The sequence below is a fragment of the Reyranella sp. genome, from assembly GCF_004297265.1.
In the GTDB taxonomy this organism is placed as follows: Bacteria; Pseudomonadota; Alphaproteobacteria; order Reyranellales; family Reyranellaceae; genus Reyranella.
This window is the reverse complement of sequence record NZ_SCUT01000063.1, coordinates 105,995-125,953: the sequence shown is the minus strand read 5'-3', so window position 1 is coordinate 125,953 and position 19,959 is coordinate 105,995. Positions and strand designations below refer to the sequence as shown.

The window sequence follows — 19,959 nt, the reverse complement described above, 5'->3', positions numbered from 1 at the left end:
GGAGACGGCCGGGCCCACATGTCGGCAGACCCTCACGATGCGTTGAGGAGGCCATCATGTCGGATTCCGTCCTGCCGAACAGAAGGAACGTCCTGATGCTGGGGGCCGGCGTCGGACTTGCCGCCGCGGCACTGCTCGGGGCCATGCCGTGGCGCGCGCGGCCTGCCGCTGCCGAAGCGGCCTTCAAGGTGACCCACCCCGACGCCGAATGGAGGAAGCTCCTGACAGCGCCGCAATACGCGGTGCTGAGAGGCAACGGCACTGAGCGGCCCTATTCGAGCCCGCTGAACGACGAGCACCGCAAGGGCATATTTTCCTGCGCCGGATGCCAGCTCGATTTGTTCTCGTCGGCCACCAAGTTTAACAGCCGTACCGGCTGGCCGAGTTTCTGGGCACCGCTCGACGGGGCGGTCGGCACCGAAATCGACACTACTTTCTTCATGAAGCGCATTTCGGTGCATTGCGCCCAGTGCGGCGGCCATCTCGGGCATGTCTTCGACGACGGGCCGAAGCCGACCGGCCTGCGCTACTGCATGAACGGCGCGGCCATGACCTTCGCCGTCGCGGCCACCTAGCGTTACGTCTGCAACATCAAGAGGGCTCCATGACCGGTATCCGCTTTGATCGAGGCCGCCGCGCGGCGCTCCGCTTTTCGGGATTGGCGCTCGCGGGCGCGACGCTATACGGCATCTGGCCGGCCGGGGCGCAGGAGGCGATGGTCGTGGTGCCCGCGCCAACGCTCGACGAGCGCAAGCCCGGGGCCACGACGGAGACCGCGGTGCTGGCCGGCGGCTGCTTCTGGGGCGTGCAGGCCGTGTACCAGCATGTAAAGGGCGTAAGCCGCGCCGTTTCGGGTTACGCCGGCGGTCCCAAGGACAAGGCATTCTACGATATGGTCACGTCAGGCCGTACCGGACATGCCGAAGCCGTCGAAGTGACGTTCGATCCGGGCATCGTCAGCTACGGCCAGATCCTGCAGATCTTCTTCTCGGTGGCCCACGATCCGACGCAGCTCAATCGCCAGGGCCCCGATGTCGGCACGCAATACCGCTCGGCCCTGTTCTTCGCCGATCCGGCGCAGCGCCGGATCGCCGAGGCCTATATCGCCCAGCTCGACCAGGCCCGCGTCTTCCCGAAGAAGATCGTGACGCAGCTCAACGACGCCATGCCCTTCTTCGCCGCCGAAACCTACCACCAGGACTACGCGACGCTGAACCCGAACAGCCCCTACATCCGTCGCTTCGACCTGCCCAAGATCGAAGGCCTGAAGCACCTGTTTCCGGCGGCATGGCGCGCCGATCCTGTGCTGCTGCGCGTGTCCGGCGGCAAGGTCAGCCAATGAATCCGGTCTGCGGCGCGCGGCGATGAAAGCCGCCGCGCGGTGAGGCATAGTGCGTCGAAACCTCAGGGAGACGACGCATGGTCAAGCCGGTTCGCCGGATCGTGACGGGCCACGACAGCCAGGGGCGCTCGGTGTTCCTCGAGGATGGGCCGGCGCCGCATCCGTTTTCGCCGTCGCACTCGCCCAATGTCGGATTGACCAACCTGTGGCTGCTCGACGCGATTCCCGCCTCGAACAGGGAAGGGGAGCCGGATCCGACTGCGCGGCCCTTCAGGTTGGAGCCGCCCTCTGCCGGCAATGTCGTGCGAATCGTCGAGTTCCCGCCCGACAGGGAGCGCAACTACGGCAACCAGGCGGAGGTCTTCCGCCAGTACGGGGCGGCGCAGGCGCACGACGAGGCCGCCCGGCACCCGGGCTTCCACAAGACCCAAAGCGTCGACTACGCCGTCGTCATCGAGGGCGAGATCTGGGCGCTGATGGATGTCGGCGAGACCCTGATGACGGTCGGCGACGTGCTGATCCAGCGCGGCACCAACCATGCCTGGGCGAACCGGACCAACCGCATCGCCCGCGTCCTGTTCGTCCTCAACGGCGCGGCGCCCGCCTGATTAGGCCGCTTTGCGCCCCCGAGTCGAAGGCTTTTTCTTGTTGGCCGTCGCGGCGGCAGCGTACCGTTCGGCGCGGTTGCGCTCGGGGCCGTTGCCCTGGAGGCTCTTCTTGAGGGCGGCCATCAGGTCGACGACGCCGGAGTCCGCGTCCTCGCGTACCGGCTTGCTCTTCACCGGCTTGCCTTTCTTCTTTTCCTCGATGAGCGCGCGCAGGGCGTCCTCGTAGCGATCGGTGAAGTCGGCGGGGTCGAATTCGCCGGACTGCTGCGCCACGATCTTCTCGGCGATCTCCAGCATCTGCGCGTTCGGCTTGGGCAGGTCGGGATGACCGATCTCGTCGAGCTGGCGCACTTCCTCGGCGGTGCGCAGCGTCGTCAGCACCAACCCGTCCTCTTCGATCTCGATGGCGCATACCCGCTCGCGCGTGCTCATGACGAGCCGGCCGATCGCCACCATACCCCTGCGCTTCATGGCCTCCCGGATCACGGCGAAGGCCTCGATGCCGGTCTTGCCCGAGGGCACCAGATGGTAGGGCGTGTCCCAGTAGAGGCGGTCGATGGTCTCGCGGGCGACGAACTTCTCGATGTCGATGATGCGGGTCGATTCGAGCTTCACGCTCTCGAAATCCTCCTTGTCGAGCAGGACATACTCATCCTTCGCGATTGCGAATCCCTTCACCAGGTCGCTGCGAGACAGCTCCTCGCCGGTGCCGGCGTCAACCGTCTTCATCCTGATGCGATTGTTCGTCTTCGGATTGATCAGGTTGAAACGCACCGTCTCCGCCTCGGTCGTCGCCGACCACAGGGAGACAGGACAGGTCACCAGGGAAAGGCGGAGATGCCCTTCCCAGCTCGGTCGTGCAGCCATTTTCAGATCCCCTCACGTACGGGCGATTCAACTGGTTCGAGCGTCTCTTGTTGCGGCATTGCCGGGCGGCGCGGGCGATTTCAATCAGTGGCGCGCGTTCCGATTTTGGTCTCACAAGGGATTGCGGCGCGCAGTTGGAGGAACCTCTGCTTCACCATTGCATTGTCTCTGAAATTCCAACACGGAGGTTCATATGCGCCCTGTTTTCGTGCGCCCTGTTTTCGTCACCACCGCCGTTCTTCTCGTCGCGACCGGGCTCGCCTTCCCGGCGCTTGCGAAGGACCGGCCCGTCACCGACCAGGAGCGGGCGAAGCTCGAGGCGGCCGTCAAGACCGCGGGCTGCACGGGCGGCAAGATGGAATTCGACGACGACAAGGACGCCACCCATCCCGCCGGCAAGTTCGAGGTCGAGGATGCGATGTGCGGCAACCAGAAGCACGACCTCGTCTTCGATCCCGACTTCAAGATGCTGTCCAAGAAGGCCGACTGACGACGCGCATCCTCAGCCTGGCAGTTCCTGTGGCTGCCAGGCTGAAGCGGCCTCCCGCGCGATGCGGGTGAAGTTGCGCAGCAGGACGGACGAATTTCCGGTGCGCCATACGGCCACCACCGGCAGCGGAGCAGGTTTGTCCGCGACCGCAAGGCAGCGGAGCCCCGGCATCCTGAAGCTGGTTACCGTCGAGGGCGAAAGGGCGACGCCCACGCCAGCCCCGACGAAGCTCGCGACGGTGTGAATCTGGTCGGCATACTGGGCGATGCGCGGCTCGAATCCGGCGCGCCGGCACATCTCCATCACGCGGGCGTGAATCAGCGGCGAGCCGGCGCGGGAGTACATGACGAAAGGCTCGGCGGCCAGTTGCCGGATGGTGGTCGTCCGGCGCGGCGCGAGGGGATGATCAGCCGGAACGAGAGCGAGGAACGGCTCACGGATCAACGTCACCATCTGCAAAGCCCGACTGCTGACCGGCGGACGCAGCAGGCCGACATCGATGATGCCGTTCTCGAGGCATTTTACCTGATCGGGATTGCGCATCTCGCGCAGCTCGAGTTCGACGTCGGGAAAGGCGGCGCGAAACCGGACGACAATGCCCGGGAGGATCGTGAAAGGGGTCGAGCGCACGAAGCCGATGACGAGCCTGCCGGTCTCTCCGGTTCCGAGCCGCCGTACGTCGGCTTCGGCCTGTTCAGCGCTGTCCAGAAGGCGCCGCGCGCGCTCGTAGAGCAATAGCCCCGCCTCGGTGACTTCAAATTTCTTCTGGCCTCGGTGAAGGAGAACGACGCCCAGTTGGCGTTCAAGCTTCTGGATCTGCCGGGTGAGGGGAGGTTGGGCGATGCCCAGGGAAACGGCGGCGCGCCCGAAGTGACCCTCGCGCACCACGGCGCTGAAGTAACGAAGCGTTCTCAGGTCCATGGATTGATACCATAATGGTATCAGGGCGAACCGCCAACGATATTGGACGTATTGTCCGAAAGAGGGCAACGTCGAGTTGCAGTGTGCCCGAGTCCGGGGGACAGGTCCGACCCATGTAAGAAGGGCAGTCGCTTCGGCGTGGTCCGGAAAGTGTCACCAAGCGTACAAATCATCTGGTCGGGAGTGCGCCGAGGGCATACCGGTCAGGCTCACGGGCTCGTGAACAATATGGAAGAGAGATAGATGGCCAAATCACATCCCGTAGACGCACATGTCGGCGTCCGCATGCGTCAGCGGCGCACCCTGCTCGGCATGAGCCAGACCAAGCTGGGCGATGCGGTCGGCCTCACCTTCCAGCAGGTCCAGAAATACGAGCGCGGCTCGAACCGTGTGGGCTCGAGCCGGCTGTACGAGTTCGCCAAGGCGCTCGACGTCCCGGTCTCCTACTTCTTCGACGAGATGCCGGGCAACGTGCTGTCCGGCCGGCCGATGGCGGCCAAGGTGAAGAAGGGGGGTGGTTTCGGTGAAGCCGGTACGCCCTTCACCACGGAAAAGGACCCGCTGATCAAGCGCGAGACGCTGCAGCTCGTACGCGCCTACTACAAGATCCGCGAAGGTTCCGTGCGCAAGCGCATCTACGAGCTGGTCAAGACCATGGGGGCGGCCAGCAACGCAGAGCGCGCGAGCAAGAAGAAGTAGCCGCTCGCGTTCCTCTCCCCCGCTAGGGAGAGAGGAGTTTGAGTTACGCCGCCAACAGATGTTCCGCGATCTGCACGGCGTTGAGGGCGGCGCCCTTCAGCAACTGATCCCCTGCGACGAACAGCGAGATCGAGTGTCCGGTCGGATCGCCCAGGTCCTGGCGGATGCGGCCGACCAGAATGTCGTCCTGTTGGCTGGCGTCGCGCGGCATCGGGAAGACGTTGCGCTCACGGTCGTCGACCACGCGCACGCCGCGCGCGTTGGCGAGCAGCGCGCGCACGCGGGCCTCGTCGATCGGGTTCTCGCACTCGAAGGTGACGGCAGCAGCATGGGCGCGTAGCACGGGCACGCGTACGCAGGTCGCCGAGAGGCGCAGGTCCTCGTCGCCGTAGATCTTGCGGGTCTCGCGCATCACTTTGGTTTCTTCGTCGTTGTAGCCGGTCGCGGGATCGATCGCGGTGTTGTGGCTGAACAGATTGAAGGCGTAGGGGTGCGGCAACACCTTGGGCTGGAAGCTGCGGCCGTCCAGATAGGCGCGGGTCGAATCGGCCAGCTCGTCCATTGCCGCGGCACCCGCGCCCGAGGCCGCCTGGTAGGTCGCGATGGTCATGCGCTTGATGCGGTTCTGCTGGTGGATCGGCCACAGCGGCGTGATGGCGATGATGGCGGCGCAATTGGGGTTGGCAACGATGCCCTTGTGACCCGCGATGGCGCCGGCGTTGATCTCGGGAATCACCAGCGGCACCTCGGGGTCCATGCGGAAAGCCGAGGAATTGTCGACGACGATGGCGCCGGCCGCGACGGCGACGGGAGCGTAGCGCTTCGAGACGCTGCCGCCGGCCGAGAACAGGGCGATGTCGACGCCCTCGAAACTCTTCTCGGTCAGCTCCTGCACCACCAGGGCCTTTCCGTCGAACGACAGCTCGCGGCCCGCCGAGCGGGCGGAAGCCAGCAGGCGCAGCTCCTTTACCGGGAAGCGGCGCTGGGCCAGGCAGCGCAGGAACTCGACGCCGACGGCGCCAGTCGCGCCGACGATTGCCACCGTGGGAGGCGCCACTGTGAGAGGTCTCGAACTCATGTCTGTCTCCTTCGTTTGAAGCCGGGAGACGGACGCCTGGAAAGACAAAGGCCCCGTCCGAAACCGGCGGGGCCTTGAGAGGTTGTCCTATGTCACGTTCGACTTTACGCGCACGTCCTCGCCGGCCCACCGAAGGTGGTCGTTTTGGTGGTCGTGGTCGTTTTGGTCGCGAAACGCATCATGGTGCCGAGGGATATAGGGCAGGGACCGGCCGGGTGTAAAGGCCGCTCGATGGAGCGCGCCACTCCAGTGGCGCTCATGCCCTTGCCTGCCGACGACGCAAGAGCGCCACTGGAGTGGCGCGCTCCATAATGCCGGTCGTAACCTAGTTTGTCCGCAGGAACGGCCTGTCGCCGCACACCGTCACGCGGTGGCCATGCCGCCGGTGCGGGAAGTAGTCGAACATGGCGTGGTGCTGGACGCAGCGATTGTCCCAGAATGCCACGGAGTTGGGTTGCCACTTGAAGCGGCACTGGAACTCCGGCGTCTCGATGTGGCGGTAGAGCATCTCCAGCAGCGCGTCGCTCTCGTGGCGCTTGAGCTGCGGGATGCGCAGGGTGAAGCCGCGGTTGACGTAGAGCCCTTGCCGGCCGGTCACCGGGTGCGTTCGCACGATCGGGTGCTCGGCGTTGGGGAACTTGATGTCGTCGCGGTCCGTCGCCTTCACCCGGTAATAGTGCGCCTTGGAACTGTCGTGCAGCGCGGTCAGCCCCTTCAGCATCTCCTTGATCGGCTCGGAGAGCGTGTCGTAGGCGCGGTACATGTTGGCGAACAGCGTGTCGCCGCCGCCTTCGGGCGGGACTTCGGTGAGGTAGAGGATCGAGCCCATCGGCGGCTCGAGGTCGCACGAGACGTCGGAGTGCCATTCCTCGCCGGCGACGTGCTTCGAGTTCTCGTCGGCCTTGATCACCAGGATCTCGGGATGCTCGGGGAAGGTGATGGGTGCGTTGGGATGGACGTGCAGCGGCCCGAAGCGCCGGCCGAACTCCTTGTGCTGGTCGATCGACATCTTCTGGTCGCGGAAGAAGATCACCAGGTTCTCCATCAAGGCGTCGTGCACTTCCTGGAACTGCTGGTTGCCGAGTGGCTTGCCGAGATCGACACCGAAGATCTCCGCGCCGATGGACGGCGTCAGCTTGCGCACTTCGATCGACTGGTAGGCCATTGGTGTCTCCTCCTTTTCCGCGAGGATAGGCCGGGAGACCTTGCCCGTCCCCCGCAAAAACAATCGATGCGCGAAATCCAGGCCGCCGCCGGCGGAATCCGCTAGACTGTGGCGGCGATGAGGATCGACGTCGACCATTACCTGGTGCTGGGCGTGTCGCGGACGGCGGATGCGGCGATGATCCGTGCCGCCTACGTGGCGCTGGCCAAGCGCTATCATCCTGACGTGGCAGCCGGGAACCCCGAGCTCGCGGCGTTCAATTTCCGGCAGATCACCGACGCCTACCAAACGCTCTCCGATCCGGATGCTCGCGCATGCTACGATGCGAGGGTTCAGGCGGCGCTCGATGCCGAGCGGACCCGGCGCGAACAGGTCGCGGCGATCGCTTTGGCGGCGAACGCGGCCGCGAAAGCGACGATGGCGGAGAGACTGTTCGGCAGGTCCGCGTTCAATGCCGCCAGGAAACCTGTCGTCAAATCGGTGGCAGGGCGTCCGCCCGGACCGTTGCTTCCGCCCAGGCCCGCGCCGCCGCCGGCCTATCTGCCGCACGCCGATGCGATGGCGCGGCGTCGTTCGATCCTGGTCGTCGCCGTCGTGCTGATGACGTTCATCGGGGTTGGCGGCTATCTTGCCACGCGCGCTGTGAAGGGACCGGGTCTGCAGGTCATGGCGGCCGAAACCGCGCGGCCGGTCGAGGCGAAGCCTTCGGTCGAAGCCAAGCCGCAAGGCAGGCCGAAGCCCAAGCCGGTGCCCCCGGTCAACCAGCCAAGCCAGCTGGGCCCATCGGGCCTGCCGCCGTCAGCGCCGTTGCCCGGCACCATGGTGGGCCACTCGGCAGTGCCGAGGCCCGTGCCGCCCTTGATCGCCGACGGCCAGTCGGTCTGCATCGCCGACGACGGCGCCAAGTTCGCCATCATCAATCGCAGCGGCGAGCCCACCGTGATCTACAATGGCGCGCCGCCGGTGCGCGCCTCGGTCCAGCTCGCGGACCGCTATCTCGTCGTGCTGAACAACATCGTGCCGAGCGACACGATCATAATCGGCATCAAGCGCGGCCTGGAGACCGGCACTTACGTCTATTACGCCGATACCCGCGGCGCGATCACCCAGACCGTCACCGCGCGGTGCGAGGGGCAGGCGTATTAGGATGTAACGCCGTCGTCTCGACTGCAGCGCGCTACTTCTTCCTGACGCTCTCCAGCGTCGGCAGGCGATACCGGTCTTCCGGATCGTTCCAGCCCTTGAAGTTGGGTTTGCGCTTCTCGGCGAAGGCGGCGCGCGATTCCATTAGGTCGCTCTTGGCGCCGTGATCGTGCAGCGCGTCGGCGAGCCGTTGCTGGTCGGCGGTGGGGGCGGGACGCATCTGCCGCATCATATGGACCGTGTTCACCCGCGACGCCGGCGGCAGCGTGAGCAGGTGCTCGGCCATCGACATGGCCGTCGGCATCAGCTCGGCGGCGTCGACCAGCCGGTTGACGAAGCCGATCTCGTAGAAGCGCTGGGCGGTGAAGCGGAAGCCCAGCGCCATCTCCATCGCCACGGGATAGGGCAGGTTGGCGATGTGGCCGTGATTGTAGCCGCCAAGCAGCCAGCGCTTGGCCTCGGAGACCTCGAACACCGCCTCGCGCACGGCGACCCGCAGGTCGGTGCGCTCGACCAGCATGAAACCGCCGCCCATGGCGAAGCCGTTGATCGCGGCGATCACCGGCTTCTCGAGTTTGCCCGACATGAACGGATCCTCGATCTCGGGCCGCCGGCCGCCGGCCACGCCGTCCTTCAGCGATTCCTTCATGTCCTCGCCGGCGCAGAAGCCGCGGCCAGCGCCGGTGAAGATCGCGACTTCGAGTTCCCTGGACGTGCGGAACTCATTCCACGCCGCCGATAATTCGGTCCGCATCTCGTGATTGAGCGCGTTCAGCCGGTCCGGCCGGTTCATCCGTACGACGAAGATCTGCCCGTGCTTCTCGGTCTCGACGACAGCCATGTGTAGCTCCTATCCGTTCAGTGAGGTGGCCCGTTCAGCGCCGTTCGAAATCGATGCGTTCGTCCACCGGCAGACCCAGCAGGTGACGGCGCAGGCAGTCGAGGCCGAGTTCCGTTGCGCCGATGCGCACCCAGTCGCGACCGCCGACCAGGCGGGCCTGGCGCGTTACCGTGCCGCCCGCGTCGGCGAGGCCGATGCAGATCGTACCGCCCATGTCGGGCCTGTCGGCGCCCTCGTCGAGTTCGAGCAACACGACCAGCGCGTGGCTGGCGCCGCTCGACGTGCGCAAAGCCTTGGCGACGCTTGCCGCCTCATCGGGAGCGACCGCGGTGGCACCGAGTTCCGACAGATCGCGCGCGATGGTGCCACGACGGAAGGCGCGTTCGGCGCCGGCCAGCGGCGCAAGTCGTGCGGCAAGGTGGCCGCCGGTCACCGTCTCGGCGATGGCAAGCGTGAAGCCGCTCTCCAGCAGCTTGCCCAGGATCACGCCTTCGATCGTCTGTTCGTCCTCGGCGACGATGAAATTGCCCAGCCGTTTGCGCACCTCGGCCTCGGCCGGGGCGAGCAGGGCGGCCAGCGCCTCCTCGTTGTCGGCGCGGAGCGCGAGCTTGGTCTCGAGCTGCGGGTAATGCGCCTGGAAACCGAGCTTGATGCCGCCTTCTTCCTTGAAGGCCCCGATATCGCCCAGCATCTGGTCTGCGCGCGATTCGCCGATGCCGAACGTGTGGAAACGCTTGAGCTTCGTGACGCCCTGGAGGCCGCTCATCGCCAGGATGCGCGGCAGCACCTGCTCGTCGAGCATGCGGCGCATCTCGCGCGGCACGCCGGGCGTGAAGAAGAAGCGCGCCTTGCCGATGGTGACCGCGAAACCGCAGGCCGTGCCGATCGGATTGTCGATGAACTCGGCATTGGCCGGCAGCATCGCCTGCTTTTTGTTGTTGGGCGGCATGACCCGGCCGCGCCGCGCATAGGATTCCTCCATGCGCGTCATCCAGTAATCGCTCAGCACCAGATCCACGCCGCAGGCCTGGGCGGCGATCTCTTGCGAGAGATCGTCGACCGTGGGCCCCAGCCCGCCGTTCACGATCACCGCATCGGCCCGCTCGCCGGCCTGGTGGAAAGCCTTCAGCAGGCTCTCGCGGTCGTCGCCGACGGTGGTGCCCCAGTGGACACCCAGCCCGACCTCGACGAGGCGGCGGGCGATGTGGCTGTAGTTGGTGTTGACGGTCTTGCCGGTGAGGATCTCGTCGCCGGTACAGAGGATTTCCACGCGCATTCGCGGGAGTATCGGCTAAGGTCGACGCAAAATCGAGAGGGAGAGAAGCACCATGTCCGTCCTGTCATCCGACCTGCGGGAGGCGCTCGCGAAAGTCGGCACCTCGACTTTGACCGGCGTGCTGAACAAGCGGGGCCTGCGCAGCATGACCCTGTACGATGTGTGGCCGATCCGACCCGAGCAGCCGCGCATGGTGGGGCTGGCCTTCACCATGCGTTTCATCCCCTCGCGCGAGGACAAGGACGGGCCGGCCTCGACAAGCCGCTCGATGGTGCAGCCGCAGGCGATGGAGGAGTGCCCGCCGGGTCATGTGCTGATGATCGACTCCCGCGGCGATTCGCGGGCGGCCTCGGCGGGCGATCTCTATGTCGGCCGGCTGAAGGCGCGCGGCGCCGCCGGCATCGTCACCGACGGCGGCTTTCGTGACACCGATGGCGTGCACAAGACGGGTCTGCCGGCCTATCACCGCCGTCCGTCATCGCCGCCCAGCCCGATCGCCCACCGTCCGGTCGATCTCAACCTGCCGATCGCCTGTGGCGGCGTCGCCGTCTATCCCGGTGACGTGGTCGTCGGCGACCGCGATGCGGTGCTCGTGATCCCGCCCGACATCGTCGAGGCCGTGGCTCAGGAAGCCCTCGACACTTACGCCTACGAGGAATTCGCCGAAGCCGAGGTCGCGCGCGGCCGGTCGCTCAAAGGCCTGTTTCCTGTGGCCGGCGAAGAAGCGAAGCGCGACTTCGAGGCGTGGAAGGCGCGAGGGAGGAAGTAGGATCCCGTGTCATCCTGAGCGCAGCGAAGGATCTTGCGCCAGCAACAGAGTCCTTCGCTGCGTTCAGGAAGACTGAGAGAGCGACGTCCTGATCTCCAGGCCGTTCTTCAGGGTCAGCGTCACCGGCGTGCGCTCCGCGATGTCGGCCATGCGCTTCTTCTGCTCGTCGTCGACGGCGCCCTCGATGGTCAGCACGCGGTCGATGCGCTGCTTGTCGCCGTCGCGACTGAAATGGATATCGGCATGGACCGCCGTCACCGGCCACTGCTTGCGCTCGGCATACATGCGGAGCGTGATGACCGTGCAGGCGCCCAGCGCCGAAGTGAGAAGATCGTAGGGAGCGGGACCGGCATCCGTGCCGCCCAGTTCAGGGCCCTCATCGGCCGTGAGCTTGTGACGCCCGCCATGGCCTGTCGCGATGGCCGTCACGTAGTTGGTGGTGCCGATGCTTGCCTTTGCGTGTGCCATGGTGCCGTCGTCGCCTCCCGATGCTGGAGGGCCCGTTGCCGGGCCCTCGCATCAGTCTAGCGGCGCTTGCGGCGAGAAGCTGCCTTCTTCGCGACCTTCTTCACGGCCTTCTTGGCGGCGGTCTTGGTCTTCGCCTTTGCAACGGCCTTCTTCACTGCCTTCTTCTTCGCAACCTTCTTCTTCGCAGCCATCTGAAATCTCCCTGTCCATGTCAAGGAACGGCACGGGGCGCACCGCTCCTGATTGCATCTAGATCACGAGTCTTATCTCTGTCACGTATTCTTCGCGTGATTTTATCGTGCCGATGTGAGTCATGTGGTCGCTGAGTTCGGCACCGGCGGGTACTGCGGCGAGCAATCCTCCCGCGGTTTGCGGATCGAACAGCAGAGGAATCTTCGCATGACCCTGCGCGCGATCGAGACCATCGATGAGATGACGCGCGCGCAGATTCGCAGGCTGCAACGAGCTCGCATAGCCTCGCGCGAACAGTTCGAGGGCTCCCGGCAACACCGGCAGCGAGTCGAGATGCAACTCGACCATGACGTTGCCGCTGGCGCGTATCATCTCGCTGAGATGGCCGGCGAGGCCGAAGCCCGTCACGTCGGTGCAGGCATGCGCGCCCGCCACCACCAACGCACGTGCAGCATCGCCCGATGGCATGCGCATCGAGACGAGGGCGCTTTCGATCCAGCCTGCCTTCGCCATGCCGCGCATCGCGGCGGCGAAGATCACACCGGTGCCGAGCGGCTTCGTCAGCACCAGCCTGTCGCCCGGTTTCAGCCCACCCTTGCGCAAGGCTTGTGACGTGACGACGAGGCCATTCACCGAGAATCCCAGCGCCGTCTCCGGGCCTTCGCCGGAATGGCCGCCGATCAGCGCGCAGCCCGCACCGTCCAGGATGCGTCGCGCGCCCGACAGCATCTGGAACAGGTCTTCCTCCATCAGCCGCTCGGCCGCCGCCGGCACGACCGCCAGCGCGAGCGCGCTGTGCGGTCTGGCACCCATCGCCCAGACGTCGCCCAGCGCATGCACGGCGGCGATTTCGCCGAAGGCGAAGGGATCGTCGATGAAGGTGCGGAAGAAATCGACCGATTGCACCAGCGCCTGGCCCGGTGGCACCTCGATCATCGCGGCGTCATCGGGCGCATCGAGGCCGATCGTGACGTTCGCGGCGGGCGAAGGACCGAGGCGCGCCAGCACGCGATCGAGCACGCCGGCCCCCACCTTGGCGCCGCAACCGCCGCAGCGCATGCCGATGTCGGTCAGCAGGCGTCTCGCTTCGGCATCGGCCAGCGCCGGATCGGGCGGTGCTGCCCGTGCGGCCGTGTCCATCGGCTCCGCCGGCGGCTCGCGATACATGCGCATCCACTTGCGGTCGATATGGTCCTTCCAGCGCCACACCCACGTCCCTTCGACGGCCCACGCGCCGCGCGTCGCCACCGCGTGCCCGTCACCGCTGCCCAGGATCGAGAGATAGCGGTGCTGCGGCGTGAAGGGCTGCAGCGCCTGTCCCAGCAACGCGCGACGCAGGTTGGCGGCGAGTGGCGGACCGTGTCGCACCGCGAAGACGCCAGCCTTGGGACGCGGATGTTCGGTCACGCTCGCGCAATCGCCGGCGGCGAACACCAGTGGATCGCCCTTCGAGGCGAGGGTCGGCTCCACGGCGAAGAAGCCGCGCTCATCGAGCGGCAGGCCGGTCCCGGCGAACCATGCGGCCGCACTGGCCTGCGTCACCACGAACACGTCGTCGACCGGCAGCCGTTCGCCCGACTCGAGATGCACCGCATCGGCGTCGATACGAGTCGTGGCGGCGTTCTCCAGCAGCCGCACGCCGCGGCGCTCGAAGATCGCGCGCATGCGCCGCCGCGCGGCCGCCGCCTGCCCCGACAGGATCTCGCCCTTGGTCGCGAGCGTGACGGAGACCTCGGCGTTGCGCGCGACGGTACGCAGTCGATGGTCGATGGCCAATGCCAGCTCGACGCCGCCCGCGCCGCCGCCGATCACCGTGATGCGCAACGCGCCTTGCCAATCCTTCACCCTTTCGAGGAAGCCCAGCCAGCGGCGGCCGAGTTCGGCGATGGGCTTGACCGGCGTCGCATGCTCGGCCGCGCCGGGAATCTGGTCCATGCTGGGCGAGGAGCCGACGTCGAGCGACACGAGATCGTAGGAGACCGGCGGCCGATCCTTCAGCAGCACCTGCCGGTTCGCGCGATCGAGTCCGATCGCCTCGGCATGAATCAATCGCGCGCCGGTCCAGGCACAGAGCCGAGCGAGATCGATGTGGCATTCGTCGAAGGAGTAGGCGCCGGCCACGAAGCCCGGGATCATGCCGGAGTAGGGTGTCTCGATGTCCCGCCCGATCAGGGTGAGCCGGACACCCGGCATCGGCTTCATGCCGAAGCTCTTCACGACATGGACGTGCGAATGGCCGCCGCCCACGAGCACGAGATCCTTGAGGAGGGGCGCCGCTTTCATCGTCTTTCCTTTAGCAGGACGCGGGAGAAAAAGCCGGATTACTGATGAGCAAACGCAACAGACGAAATAAACGAAACGAACGAATCTAAAGAAGGCCCCGGCGCCCGCGCTCCGTGATCTATTAGTGGTATTTGGGGAAACTGTAATGTATATCAATTGATTAGGGGTGCTTGTTCCCCTGATTTCGGAGCCACCCCCGCATGGCCGTCACTTCCGGCCTCACGGTTTCCCCTGATTTTCCCGAGGACGAGTCGAGAGTCGCGGCTGAGCCGCGTTCGGCCTGGTCGCTGTCCTGGCCCCTGGTGCTGGGTCTGCTCCTCTTCATCTGCCTCGCCAACGGCAGCGGACTGCCGCTGCTGGCCGATCCCGACACACACTGGCACATCGCCGTCGGCAACTGGATGCTGGCCAAGGGCACCGTGCCGACGGTCGATCCGTTCTCCTTCTCCTTCGCGGGCCAGCCCTGGATCGCCAAGGAATGGCTGTCGCAGCTCCTGATGGCGGTCGCGTTCAGGCTCGGCGGCTGGGGCGGCGTCACCGTGCTGGCCGCGGGCGCGCTCACCGCCTCCTTCGCGCTGATGCTGCGGCTCCTGCTGCGCGATCTGCGGCCCTTGCCGGCCGCGGTTTTCGTGCTGGCCGCCATCGCGATGATCCTGCCGCACTTCCTCGCGCGGCCGGCCGTGCTCGCCTTTCCGTTCATGCTGCTCTGGATGGCTGGCCTGGTGCGCGCCGTCGAGGAGAGACGCGCGCCCGCGCCGCTGCTGCTGCTCGTCATGCTGCTGTGGGCCAACCTGCATGGCAGCTTCATCATGGGCTTGCTGCTGGGCGTCGCCTTTGCGGTCGAGGCGGTGGTCGGCGCGCGCGGTGCCGCGGAGCGCAAGGCCTTGTTGTCCGGCTGGGCGAAGTTCGGCGTGGCCTCGTTCCTCGCGGCCTGCATCACGCCCTACGGACCCGAATCGATCTGGGTGACGCTGCGCATCTTCGCCCTCGACGACACGCTGGCCTTCATCGCGGAATGGAAGTCGCCAGACTTCCAGAAGGCGCCGCTGCAGGAGCTGGTGCTCCTGATCGCGCTCTATGCCGCGCTGTCGCGCGGGCTGAAGCTGCCGTTGCTGCGGCTCCTGATCGTGCTCGGCCTGCTGCACCTCTATCTGCGCTATGCCTTCAATGCCGAGCTGCTGGCCATGCTCGCGCCGCTGGCGCTGGCGCCGCTGCTGGCACGTCAGTGGCCGGCGCTGCGGCCCGACTCCGCTGTCGGCCGCGACGGTTCGCTCGCCGGGCAGGCGGCCGCGCTGGCGCTGCCTGCCGGGCGCGCCGCCGTCGTCGTGGGCGTCGCCTGCTGCGCGCTGATCGCGCTGGGCCTCGTGCGCTACGCCGGCATCGTGCCGCCGCTCTCGACCATGCCCTCGACCGCGATGGCCTATGTGAAGCAGGCGGGGATCGGCGGCCGCGTGCTCAACCACTATGTCTTCGGCGGCTATCTCATCCATGCCGGCGTGCCGACCTTCATCGACGGCAGGGGCGAGCTCTACGGCCGCGCCTTCATCCGGCGCTATGCCGACACGATTGGCCTGCGCGGCGGCGAATCGCTGGAGCAGCTGCTCGAGCGCAACCGCATCGACTGGACCTTCATGCCGCCCGACCAGCCGGCCAATCGTTTGCTCGCCCGCCTTCCGGGCTGGCGCCAGGCCTATGCCGATGAGGCGGCCGTGATCTTCGTGCGGGAGCGCTGATCCGTGAAGTTCCCGGCGATGTGTCCCGACGTTCCTGTCGCGGATCTCGCTACCGCGCTCGCCTATTATCGCGATCGCCTGGGCTTCAACATCGACTGGTCGGCGGACGGGATCGGCCTCGCTTGCGTCTCGCGGGGCGCCACGCGCATGTTCTTGTCGAACGAACAGTTTCGGGCGCCGCTCGGCGTGCGTGGTCCGATCTTGCTGTGGCTGAACCTCGATGGCCGGGAGGAGATCGACGAGCTTCATCGCGAATGGCAAGTCGTCGGCGCGAGGCTATCCGGTCCACCGGCGGCGCATCCCGATGCCAAGCTCTACGAATTCTTCGCCGAGGACCTCGACGGCAACTTCATCCGCGTTTTCTACGACTACGCTTGGGAGGAGCGCGAGGGCGCCTGACGTCTACGGGCAGCGTCGGCCGGTAGAACACCGCTTGATTTCTGCGCCTCTTTACGCGATTGGGCTGCTTTCCGAAGTCCGGTCGCGGCGCTATCGTTTCCGGGTGACGGCGCGACGTTGACGGGGAGACGACCGTGCGGGTCAGGCACCTTGGTGGTGAAGGCGGAACGGGATTGAACCGGCGCATCGCGATGGCGCTGCTCGGCGGCGTCGCGGGCTGGACCGTCTCCGCGCGGGCCCAGTCCATGCCCGTCATCGGCTATCTCGGTTCCGAGACGCAGGAACGTTACCGCAGCCGTCTCGAAGCCTTCCGGCAGGGGCTGGCGGAAGCGGGCTACATCGAGGGACGCAACGTCGCCATCGAGTACAAGTGGGCAGAAGGCCAATACAGCCGCCTGCCGGCGCTAGCGAGGGAACTGGCGGCGAGGAACATCAACGTGATCGTGGCGGCCGGCGGCGCCGAGGTCGCGCTGGCGGCCAAGGCCGCGACCTCGACCATTCCCATCGTCTTCGAAATGGGCGGCGATCCTATTGCACTGGGCGTCGTTACGAGTCTGTCGCGACCGGGCGGCAACCTCACCGGCGTGTCGAGCCTCAGCGTCGAGGTCTCGCGCAAGCGGCTGGAGTTCATGCGGGAGCTGCGGCCCGCAACCGGGAAGTTCGCCGTTGCAATGAACCCGACGAGTCCAACCTCGGGTGCGCAGCTCAAGAACCTGCAGGCGGCGGCCGATGCGCTCGGCGTCGAGCTGGTCGTGCTGTACGGCAGCCAGGAGCAGGAGTTTCCCGGCATGTTCACCGCGGTGCGCGACAGCGGGGCGGGCGGGCTGGTCTTCAGTTCCGATCCTTATTTCGCCTATCGCAGCCCGCAGCTAGCCGCGCTCTCGGTGCGTCATGCCGTGCCGTCGATGACCCAGTCGCGCGACTTCCCGCTGGCCGGCGGCCTGATGAGCTACGGCGGCGATTTCAGCCAGTCGCATCGCCAAACCGGCATTTACGCCGGCCGTATCCTCAAGGGCGAGAAGCCCGCCGAGCTGCCGGTGCAGCGGGTCACGCGGGTCGAGTTGTTCATCAATCTGAAGGCCGCCGACAATCTCGGCATCTCCTTCCCGCCCTCGATCCTCGGCAGCGCCGATCGGGTGATCGAATGACCTTCCAGCCGGCCGGGGCGCCTACGAAGCACCGGTCGCTCTTCTGGAAATATTTCCGCGCGCTGTTCGCGGCCGTCGTGGCGCCGCTGATGATCGCGGGTGCCGGCGAGGCCTGGTTCGGCTATCACGACCAGCGCGCCCGGCTGAACGAGCTTCTCGACGCCGAAGCCCGCCTGGCCGCTGTGAAGATCCACGACTTCATCGAGGGCATACAGGATCAGCTGAGTTGGACCGTGCAGCTGCCGTGGACCGACAATGCCGGCGACAGGCGGATGCTCGACGCGATGCGCCTTCTGCGCCAGGCGCCAGCCGTCGAAAGCCTGGCCCTGGTCGACGGCACCGGCCGCGAGCGCCTGTTCGTGTCGCGCATCGGCCTCAACCGGGTCGAGGCCGGCGAGGACCGCTCCGCGACCGCCCCGGTGACGGGTGCGCGCGCCGATCGCGTCTGGTTCGGTCCCGTGACGTTCCAGAACGACTCCGAGCCGTTCATGACCATCGCGGTGGCGGGCAACCGTGCCGCCGTCGGCGTGGCCGTGGCCGAGGTCAACCTCAAGTTCATCTGGGAGGTCGTCTCCGGCATTCGCGTTGGGCGCACGGGTGAGGCGTTCGTCCTCGACGAGCCCGGGCGCCTGGTGGCCCATCCCGACATCAGCCTGGTGCTGCGCGCCGACCAGGCTGCGCAAGCACCGCTCCAGGCTCTGCGCGCTGCGATCCAGGCCCGCGCGCCCGGACAGGCGGCGGCCGGCCGGGACATCACCGGCAAGACGGTCATCGCGGCCATGGCCCAGGTCCCCGGCGTGGACTGGCAGGTGGTCGTCAAGCAGCCGATCGCCGAGGCCTATGCACCGATCTACGCTGCGCTCTGGCGTCTCGGCTTCCTCCTGGTCGCCGGCGGGCTGATCGCGGCCGCGCTCGCCTCGTGGCTGTCGCAGCGCATGGTCGAGCCGATCCGCGTGCTGGAGGACGGCGTCGCCCGTATCGGCGCCGGCCAGTTCGATCACCGGATCAGCCTCCCGACCAGCGACGAGTTCGAGCGGCTGGCGACGCGGTTCAACGAGATGGCGGGAGAGCTGGCAGTCTCGCGCGAGCGCTCCGAGCGCATCGCTAGGCTGAAGCGCTTCCTCGCGCCGCAGATCGCCGAATTGATCGATCGCACCGGCGACGAGCGCGTCCTCGACGGGCGGCGGGTCGAGGTGGCGGTGCTGTTCTGCGATATCCGCGGCTTCACCTCGTTCTCGGCCAACGCCGAGCCCGAGGAAATCATCGACATGCTGCGCGAATACTATGACGCGCTCGAGCGGGTGGTCAGCGCGCACGGGGCGACACTGGTAAACTTCTTCGGCGACGGCGTGATGGTGCTGCTCAACGCGCCGGTGCCGTGCACGGACCCAGAGCTTCGCGCCACCGAGATGGCGATCGACATGCAGGCGAACGTGCAGAAGCTCTTGGTGGAATGGCGGAAACTCCACCCCGAACTGGGCTTCGGCATCGGCCTGGCGATGGGGCCCGCGACGGTCGGGCGGATCGGCTCGGGCGGCCGCCTCAACTACACCGCCATCGGCAACGTCGTGAACCTTGCCTCCCGCCTCTGCTCCAGTGCGGCGGACTCGGAGATCCTCGTCGACCTGGTGGCCGCGGCTGCAATCGGCACTCGGGTCCCTCTGGCCCAGAAGGATTCACGGATGATGAAGGGCTTCGACCGGCCCGTGCCGGTGTTCGTCGTCGACGTGGCGCGCGGTGCGGCGCTGAATTGAGACGCGGCGGCGAGTGAGCCCCGGAGGACTACTCCTTCAACACGATCCAGGTGCAATGTCCGATGGCGCAGAGGCGGCCTGATTCGGTATAGAGCGCCGTACCCGAATAGAGCTTTCGCCCTTCGGCGCCGATGCGCCAGCCGACGACCGCACAGCGTTCGCCTACTCGCGGAGCGTCGAGCACCTTCGCGGTCATGCGGCCGGTCAGGGCGGGGCGCATGTCCCCGGGATCCTGAACGGCCCAGGCGCCCGGGCAGTCGAGCGTGCCCCAGATGAACTCCGGCCGGATGCGGCCGTCACTGTCGGCGTGGTTCGCATGCGGCACGTAGCAGGAGAGGGAAGTGCCGTTTCCTGAGTGGCCGCCGAACACGCGGAGGCCATCGCCGACGCCGCGACTGCGGCCGCAGACGAGGCACCATTGGAAGTCGCTGCCCTCGCCGCAGCCGCCGACCGCGTCCTGCTGCATCACCGCGTTCCAGTCCGATGGCGGTTTCGGCGGATCGAGATGGTCGACTCTGCCGGCGCGCGCTTCGCAGACCAGCGTGTTTCCGTCGCGCATCAGCAGCACCGCGTCCTCGCGCATGAGGCGCATCTTCGTCTCGATGGGAATCGGCGCGCGCAAAGTGATCTCGACGGCGCTGTTGCCGCCGAAGGCCCTGGCATAGCGTTCGGCCAGCAGGCCGGCGACATAGCCGCCATTGCCCGAGAGGCGCGGGCCGTTGAAGCCGACCGGGATGATGAGCGTGTCGTCCACCGTGGGCCCTCGCAGCGTGGAAATTCGGG

At 66.7% G+C, this 19,959-nt stretch carries 21 protein-coding genes; 11 read left to right on the top strand and 10 right to left on the bottom strand.

The window, feature by feature from the left end; genetic code table 11:
* Positions 1–143: 143 nt before the first annotated feature.
* From msrB to EPO41_RS28850, 3 genes are all read left to right on the top strand, one after another.
* Positions 144–575 carry a peptide-methionine (R)-S-oxide reductase MsrB gene (msrB, locus tag EPO41_RS28860; RefSeq protein ID WP_296332938.1) on the top strand — a complete coding sequence of 144 codons (432 nt, stop codon included), beginning with the start codon at positions 144–146 and terminating at the stop codon, positions 573–575.
* 29 nt (positions 576–604) lie between these two features.
* The gene (gene msrA, locus EPO41_RS28855) at positions 605–1,342 is read left to right on the top strand and encodes a peptide-methionine (S)-S-oxide reductase MsrA (RefSeq protein WP_296332886.1); all 738 of its coding nucleotides are present in this window, start codon (positions 605–607) and stop codon (positions 1,340–1,342) included.
* 77 nt (positions 1,343–1,419) lie between these two features.
* Positions 1,420–1,950, top strand: coding sequence for a cupin domain-containing protein (locus EPO41_RS28850; RefSeq protein ID WP_296332883.1), 531 nt, complete (start codon positions 1,420–1,422; stop codon positions 1,948–1,950).
* On the opposite strand, the gene EPO41_RS28845 is transcribed toward EPO41_RS28850, so the two are convergent.
* Positions 1,951–2,817: a Ku protein gene (locus tag EPO41_RS28845; protein ID WP_296332881.1), complete on the bottom strand. Its 867-nt coding sequence runs from the start codon at positions 2,815–2,817 to the stop codon at positions 1,951–1,953. It lies immediately after the preceding gene.
* Between the two features lie 193 nt (positions 2,818–3,010).
* Between EPO41_RS28845 and EPO41_RS28840 the strand changes: the two genes are divergently transcribed.
* Complete coding sequence (locus tag EPO41_RS28840) at positions 3,011–3,307, top strand: PepSY domain-containing protein (protein WP_296332878.1); 297 nt, start codon at positions 3,011–3,013, stop codon at positions 3,305–3,307.
* A gap of 12 nt (positions 3,308–3,319) precedes the next feature.
* Here EPO41_RS28840 and EPO41_RS28835 read toward each other — a convergent pair whose 3' ends face one another.
* On the bottom strand, positions 3,320–4,228 hold the full coding sequence (locus EPO41_RS28835) for a LysR family transcriptional regulator (protein ID WP_296332876.1): 909 nt from the start codon (positions 4,226–4,228) through the stop codon (positions 3,320–3,322).
* Positions 4,229–4,471: 243 nt separating this feature from the next.
* Between EPO41_RS28835 and EPO41_RS28830 the strand changes: the two genes are divergently transcribed.
* Positions 4,472–4,927 carry a helix-turn-helix transcriptional regulator gene (locus tag EPO41_RS28830; RefSeq protein ID WP_296332874.1) on the top strand — a complete coding sequence of 152 codons (456 nt, stop codon included), beginning with the start codon at positions 4,472–4,474 and terminating at the stop codon, positions 4,925–4,927.
* A 43-nt stretch (positions 4,928–4,970) separates the two neighbouring features.
* On the opposite strand, the gene EPO41_RS28825 is transcribed toward EPO41_RS28830, so the two are convergent.
* Positions 4,971–6,005: an aspartate-semialdehyde dehydrogenase gene (locus EPO41_RS28825; protein WP_296332872.1), complete on the bottom strand. Its 1,035-nt coding sequence runs from the start codon at positions 6,003–6,005 to the stop codon at positions 4,971–4,973.
* Between the two features lie 325 nt (positions 6,006–6,330).
* Entirely contained in the window at positions 6,331–7,170 is an 840-nt protein-coding gene (locus EPO41_RS28820; protein WP_296332867.1) for a TauD/TfdA family dioxygenase, read from the bottom strand.
* A gap of 117 nt (positions 7,171–7,287) precedes the next feature.
* On the opposite strand from EPO41_RS28820, the gene EPO41_RS28815 reads away from it, so the two are divergent.
* Entirely contained in the window at positions 7,288–8,316 is a 1,029-nt protein-coding gene (locus tag EPO41_RS28815; RefSeq protein WP_296332864.1) for a DnaJ domain-containing protein, read from the top strand.
* A gap of 31 nt (positions 8,317–8,347) precedes the next feature.
* Here EPO41_RS28815 and EPO41_RS28810 read toward each other — a convergent pair whose 3' ends face one another.
* Both EPO41_RS28810 and EPO41_RS28805 read right to left on the bottom strand, forming a co-directional pair.
* Positions 8,348–9,154, bottom strand: a complete 807-nt coding sequence (locus EPO41_RS28810; RefSeq protein WP_296332861.1) for an enoyl-CoA hydratase-related protein — start codon at positions 9,152–9,154, stop codon at positions 8,348–8,350.
* A 34-nt stretch (positions 9,155–9,188) separates the two neighbouring features.
* Entirely contained in the window at positions 9,189–10,430 is a 1,242-nt protein-coding gene (locus EPO41_RS28805; RefSeq protein ID WP_296332857.1) for a CinA family nicotinamide mononucleotide deamidase-related protein, read from the bottom strand.
* A gap of 52 nt (positions 10,431–10,482) precedes the next feature.
* Here EPO41_RS28805 and EPO41_RS28800 point away from each other — a divergent pair, with 52 nt between their 5' ends.
* On the top strand, positions 10,483–11,199 hold the full coding sequence (locus tag EPO41_RS28800) for a ribonuclease activity regulator RraA (RefSeq protein ID WP_296332855.1): 717 nt from the start codon (positions 10,483–10,485) through the stop codon (positions 11,197–11,199).
* A 63-nt stretch (positions 11,200–11,262) separates the two neighbouring features.
* Here EPO41_RS28800 and EPO41_RS28795 read toward each other — a convergent pair whose 3' ends face one another.
* The 3 genes from EPO41_RS28795 to selD are packed head-to-tail and all read right to left on the bottom strand — an operon-like array spanning position 11,263 to position 14,142.
* Positions 11,263–11,667: an OsmC family protein gene (locus EPO41_RS28795; RefSeq protein WP_296332852.1), complete on the bottom strand. Its 405-nt coding sequence runs from the start codon at positions 11,665–11,667 to the stop codon at positions 11,263–11,265.
* A gap of 56 nt (positions 11,668–11,723) precedes the next feature.
* Positions 11,724–11,858: a hypothetical protein gene (locus EPO41_RS28790; protein WP_296332850.1), complete on the bottom strand. Its 135-nt coding sequence runs from the start codon at positions 11,856–11,858 to the stop codon at positions 11,724–11,726.
* A gap of 58 nt (positions 11,859–11,916) precedes the next feature.
* Positions 11,917–14,142, bottom strand: coding sequence for a selenide, water dikinase SelD (gene selD, locus EPO41_RS28785; RefSeq protein WP_296332848.1), 2,226 nt, complete (start codon positions 14,140–14,142; stop codon positions 11,917–11,919).
* 200 nt (positions 14,143–14,342) lie between these two features.
* Between selD and EPO41_RS28780 the strand changes: the two genes are divergently transcribed.
* The 4 genes from EPO41_RS28780 (at position 14,343) to EPO41_RS28765 (ending at position 19,176) form a co-directional block, all read left to right on the top strand.
* Positions 14,343–15,875 carry a hypothetical protein gene (locus EPO41_RS28780; RefSeq protein WP_296332846.1) on the top strand — a complete coding sequence of 511 codons (1,533 nt, stop codon included), beginning with the start codon at positions 14,343–14,345 and terminating at the stop codon, positions 15,873–15,875.
* A gap of 3 nt (positions 15,876–15,878) precedes the next feature.
* The gene (locus tag EPO41_RS28775; protein WP_296332844.1) at positions 15,879–16,274 is read left to right on the top strand and encodes a VOC family protein; all 396 of its coding nucleotides are present in this window, start codon (positions 15,879–15,881) and stop codon (positions 16,272–16,274) included.
* 191 nt (positions 16,275–16,465) lie between these two features.
* On the top strand, positions 16,466–17,422 hold the full coding sequence (locus EPO41_RS28770; protein ID WP_296332936.1) for an ABC transporter substrate-binding protein: 957 nt from the start codon (positions 16,466–16,468) through the stop codon (positions 17,420–17,422).
* The gene (locus tag EPO41_RS28765; protein ID WP_296332841.1) at positions 17,419–19,176 is read left to right on the top strand and encodes an adenylate/guanylate cyclase domain-containing protein; all 1,758 of its coding nucleotides are present in this window, start codon (positions 17,419–17,421) and stop codon (positions 19,174–19,176) included. Before EPO41_RS28770 ends, EPO41_RS28765 begins: the two co-directional genes overlap by 4 nt.
* Before the next feature lie 28 nt (positions 19,177–19,204).
* Here EPO41_RS28765 and EPO41_RS28760 read toward each other — a convergent pair whose 3' ends face one another.
* On the bottom strand, positions 19,205–19,930 hold the full coding sequence (locus EPO41_RS28760) for a hypothetical protein (protein ID WP_296332839.1): 726 nt from the start codon (positions 19,928–19,930) through the stop codon (positions 19,205–19,207).
* Positions 19,931–19,959 lie beyond the last annotated feature (29 nt).

Coding starts and splice junctions, on each gene's coding strand:
- msrB (WP_296332938.1), top strand. CDS start 144: ATGCCGTGGCGCGCGCGGCCTGCCGCTGCCGAAGCGGCCTTCAAGGTG.
- msrA (WP_296332886.1), top strand. CDS start 605: ATGACCGGTATCCGCTTTGATCGAGGCCGCCGCGCGGCGCTCCGCTTT.
- EPO41_RS28850 (WP_296332883.1), top strand. CDS start 1,420: ATGGTCAAGCCGGTTCGCCGGATCGTGACGGGCCACGACAGCCAGGGG.
- EPO41_RS28845 (WP_296332881.1), bottom strand. CDS start 2,817: ATGGCTGCACGACCGAGCTGGGAAGGGCATCTCCGCCTTTCCCTGGTG.
- EPO41_RS28840 (WP_296332878.1), top strand. CDS start 3,011: ATGCGCCCTGTTTTCGTGCGCCCTGTTTTCGTCACCACCGCCGTTCTT.
- EPO41_RS28835 (WP_296332876.1), bottom strand. CDS start 4,228: ATGGACCTGAGAACGCTTCGTTACTTCAGCGCCGTGGTGCGCGAGGGT.
- EPO41_RS28830 (WP_296332874.1), top strand. CDS start 4,472: ATGGCCAAATCACATCCCGTAGACGCACATGTCGGCGTCCGCATGCGT.
- EPO41_RS28825 (WP_296332872.1), bottom strand. CDS start 6,005: ATGAGTTCGAGACCTCTCACAGTGGCGCCTCCCACGGTGGCAATCGTC.
- EPO41_RS28820 (WP_296332867.1), bottom strand. CDS start 7,170: ATGGCCTACCAGTCGATCGAAGTGCGCAAGCTGACGCCGTCCATCGGC.
- EPO41_RS28815 (WP_296332864.1), top strand. CDS start 7,288: ATGAGGATCGACGTCGACCATTACCTGGTGCTGGGCGTGTCGCGGACG.
- EPO41_RS28810 (WP_296332861.1), bottom strand. CDS start 9,154: ATGGCTGTCGTCGAGACCGAGAAGCACGGGCAGATCTTCGTCGTACGG.
- EPO41_RS28805 (WP_296332857.1), bottom strand. CDS start 10,430: ATGCGCGTGGAAATCCTCTGTACCGGCGACGAGATCCTCACCGGCAAG.
- EPO41_RS28800 (WP_296332855.1), top strand. CDS start 10,483: ATGTCCGTCCTGTCATCCGACCTGCGGGAGGCGCTCGCGAAAGTCGGC.
- EPO41_RS28795 (WP_296332852.1), bottom strand. CDS start 11,667: ATGGCACACGCAAAGGCAAGCATCGGCACCACCAACTACGTGACGGCC.
- EPO41_RS28790 (WP_296332850.1), bottom strand. CDS start 11,858: ATGGCTGCGAAGAAGAAGGTTGCGAAGAAGAAGGCAGTGAAGAAGGCC.
- selD (WP_296332848.1), bottom strand. CDS start 14,142: ATGAAAGCGGCGCCCCTCCTCAAGGATCTCGTGCTCGTGGGCGGCGGC.
- EPO41_RS28780 (WP_296332846.1), top strand. CDS start 14,343: ATGGCCGTCACTTCCGGCCTCACGGTTTCCCCTGATTTTCCCGAGGAC.
- EPO41_RS28770 (WP_296332936.1), top strand. CDS start 16,466: ATGGCGCTGCTCGGCGGCGTCGCGGGCTGGACCGTCTCCGCGCGGGCC.
- EPO41_RS28765 (WP_296332841.1), top strand. CDS start 17,419: ATGACCTTCCAGCCGGCCGGGGCGCCTACGAAGCACCGGTCGCTCTTC.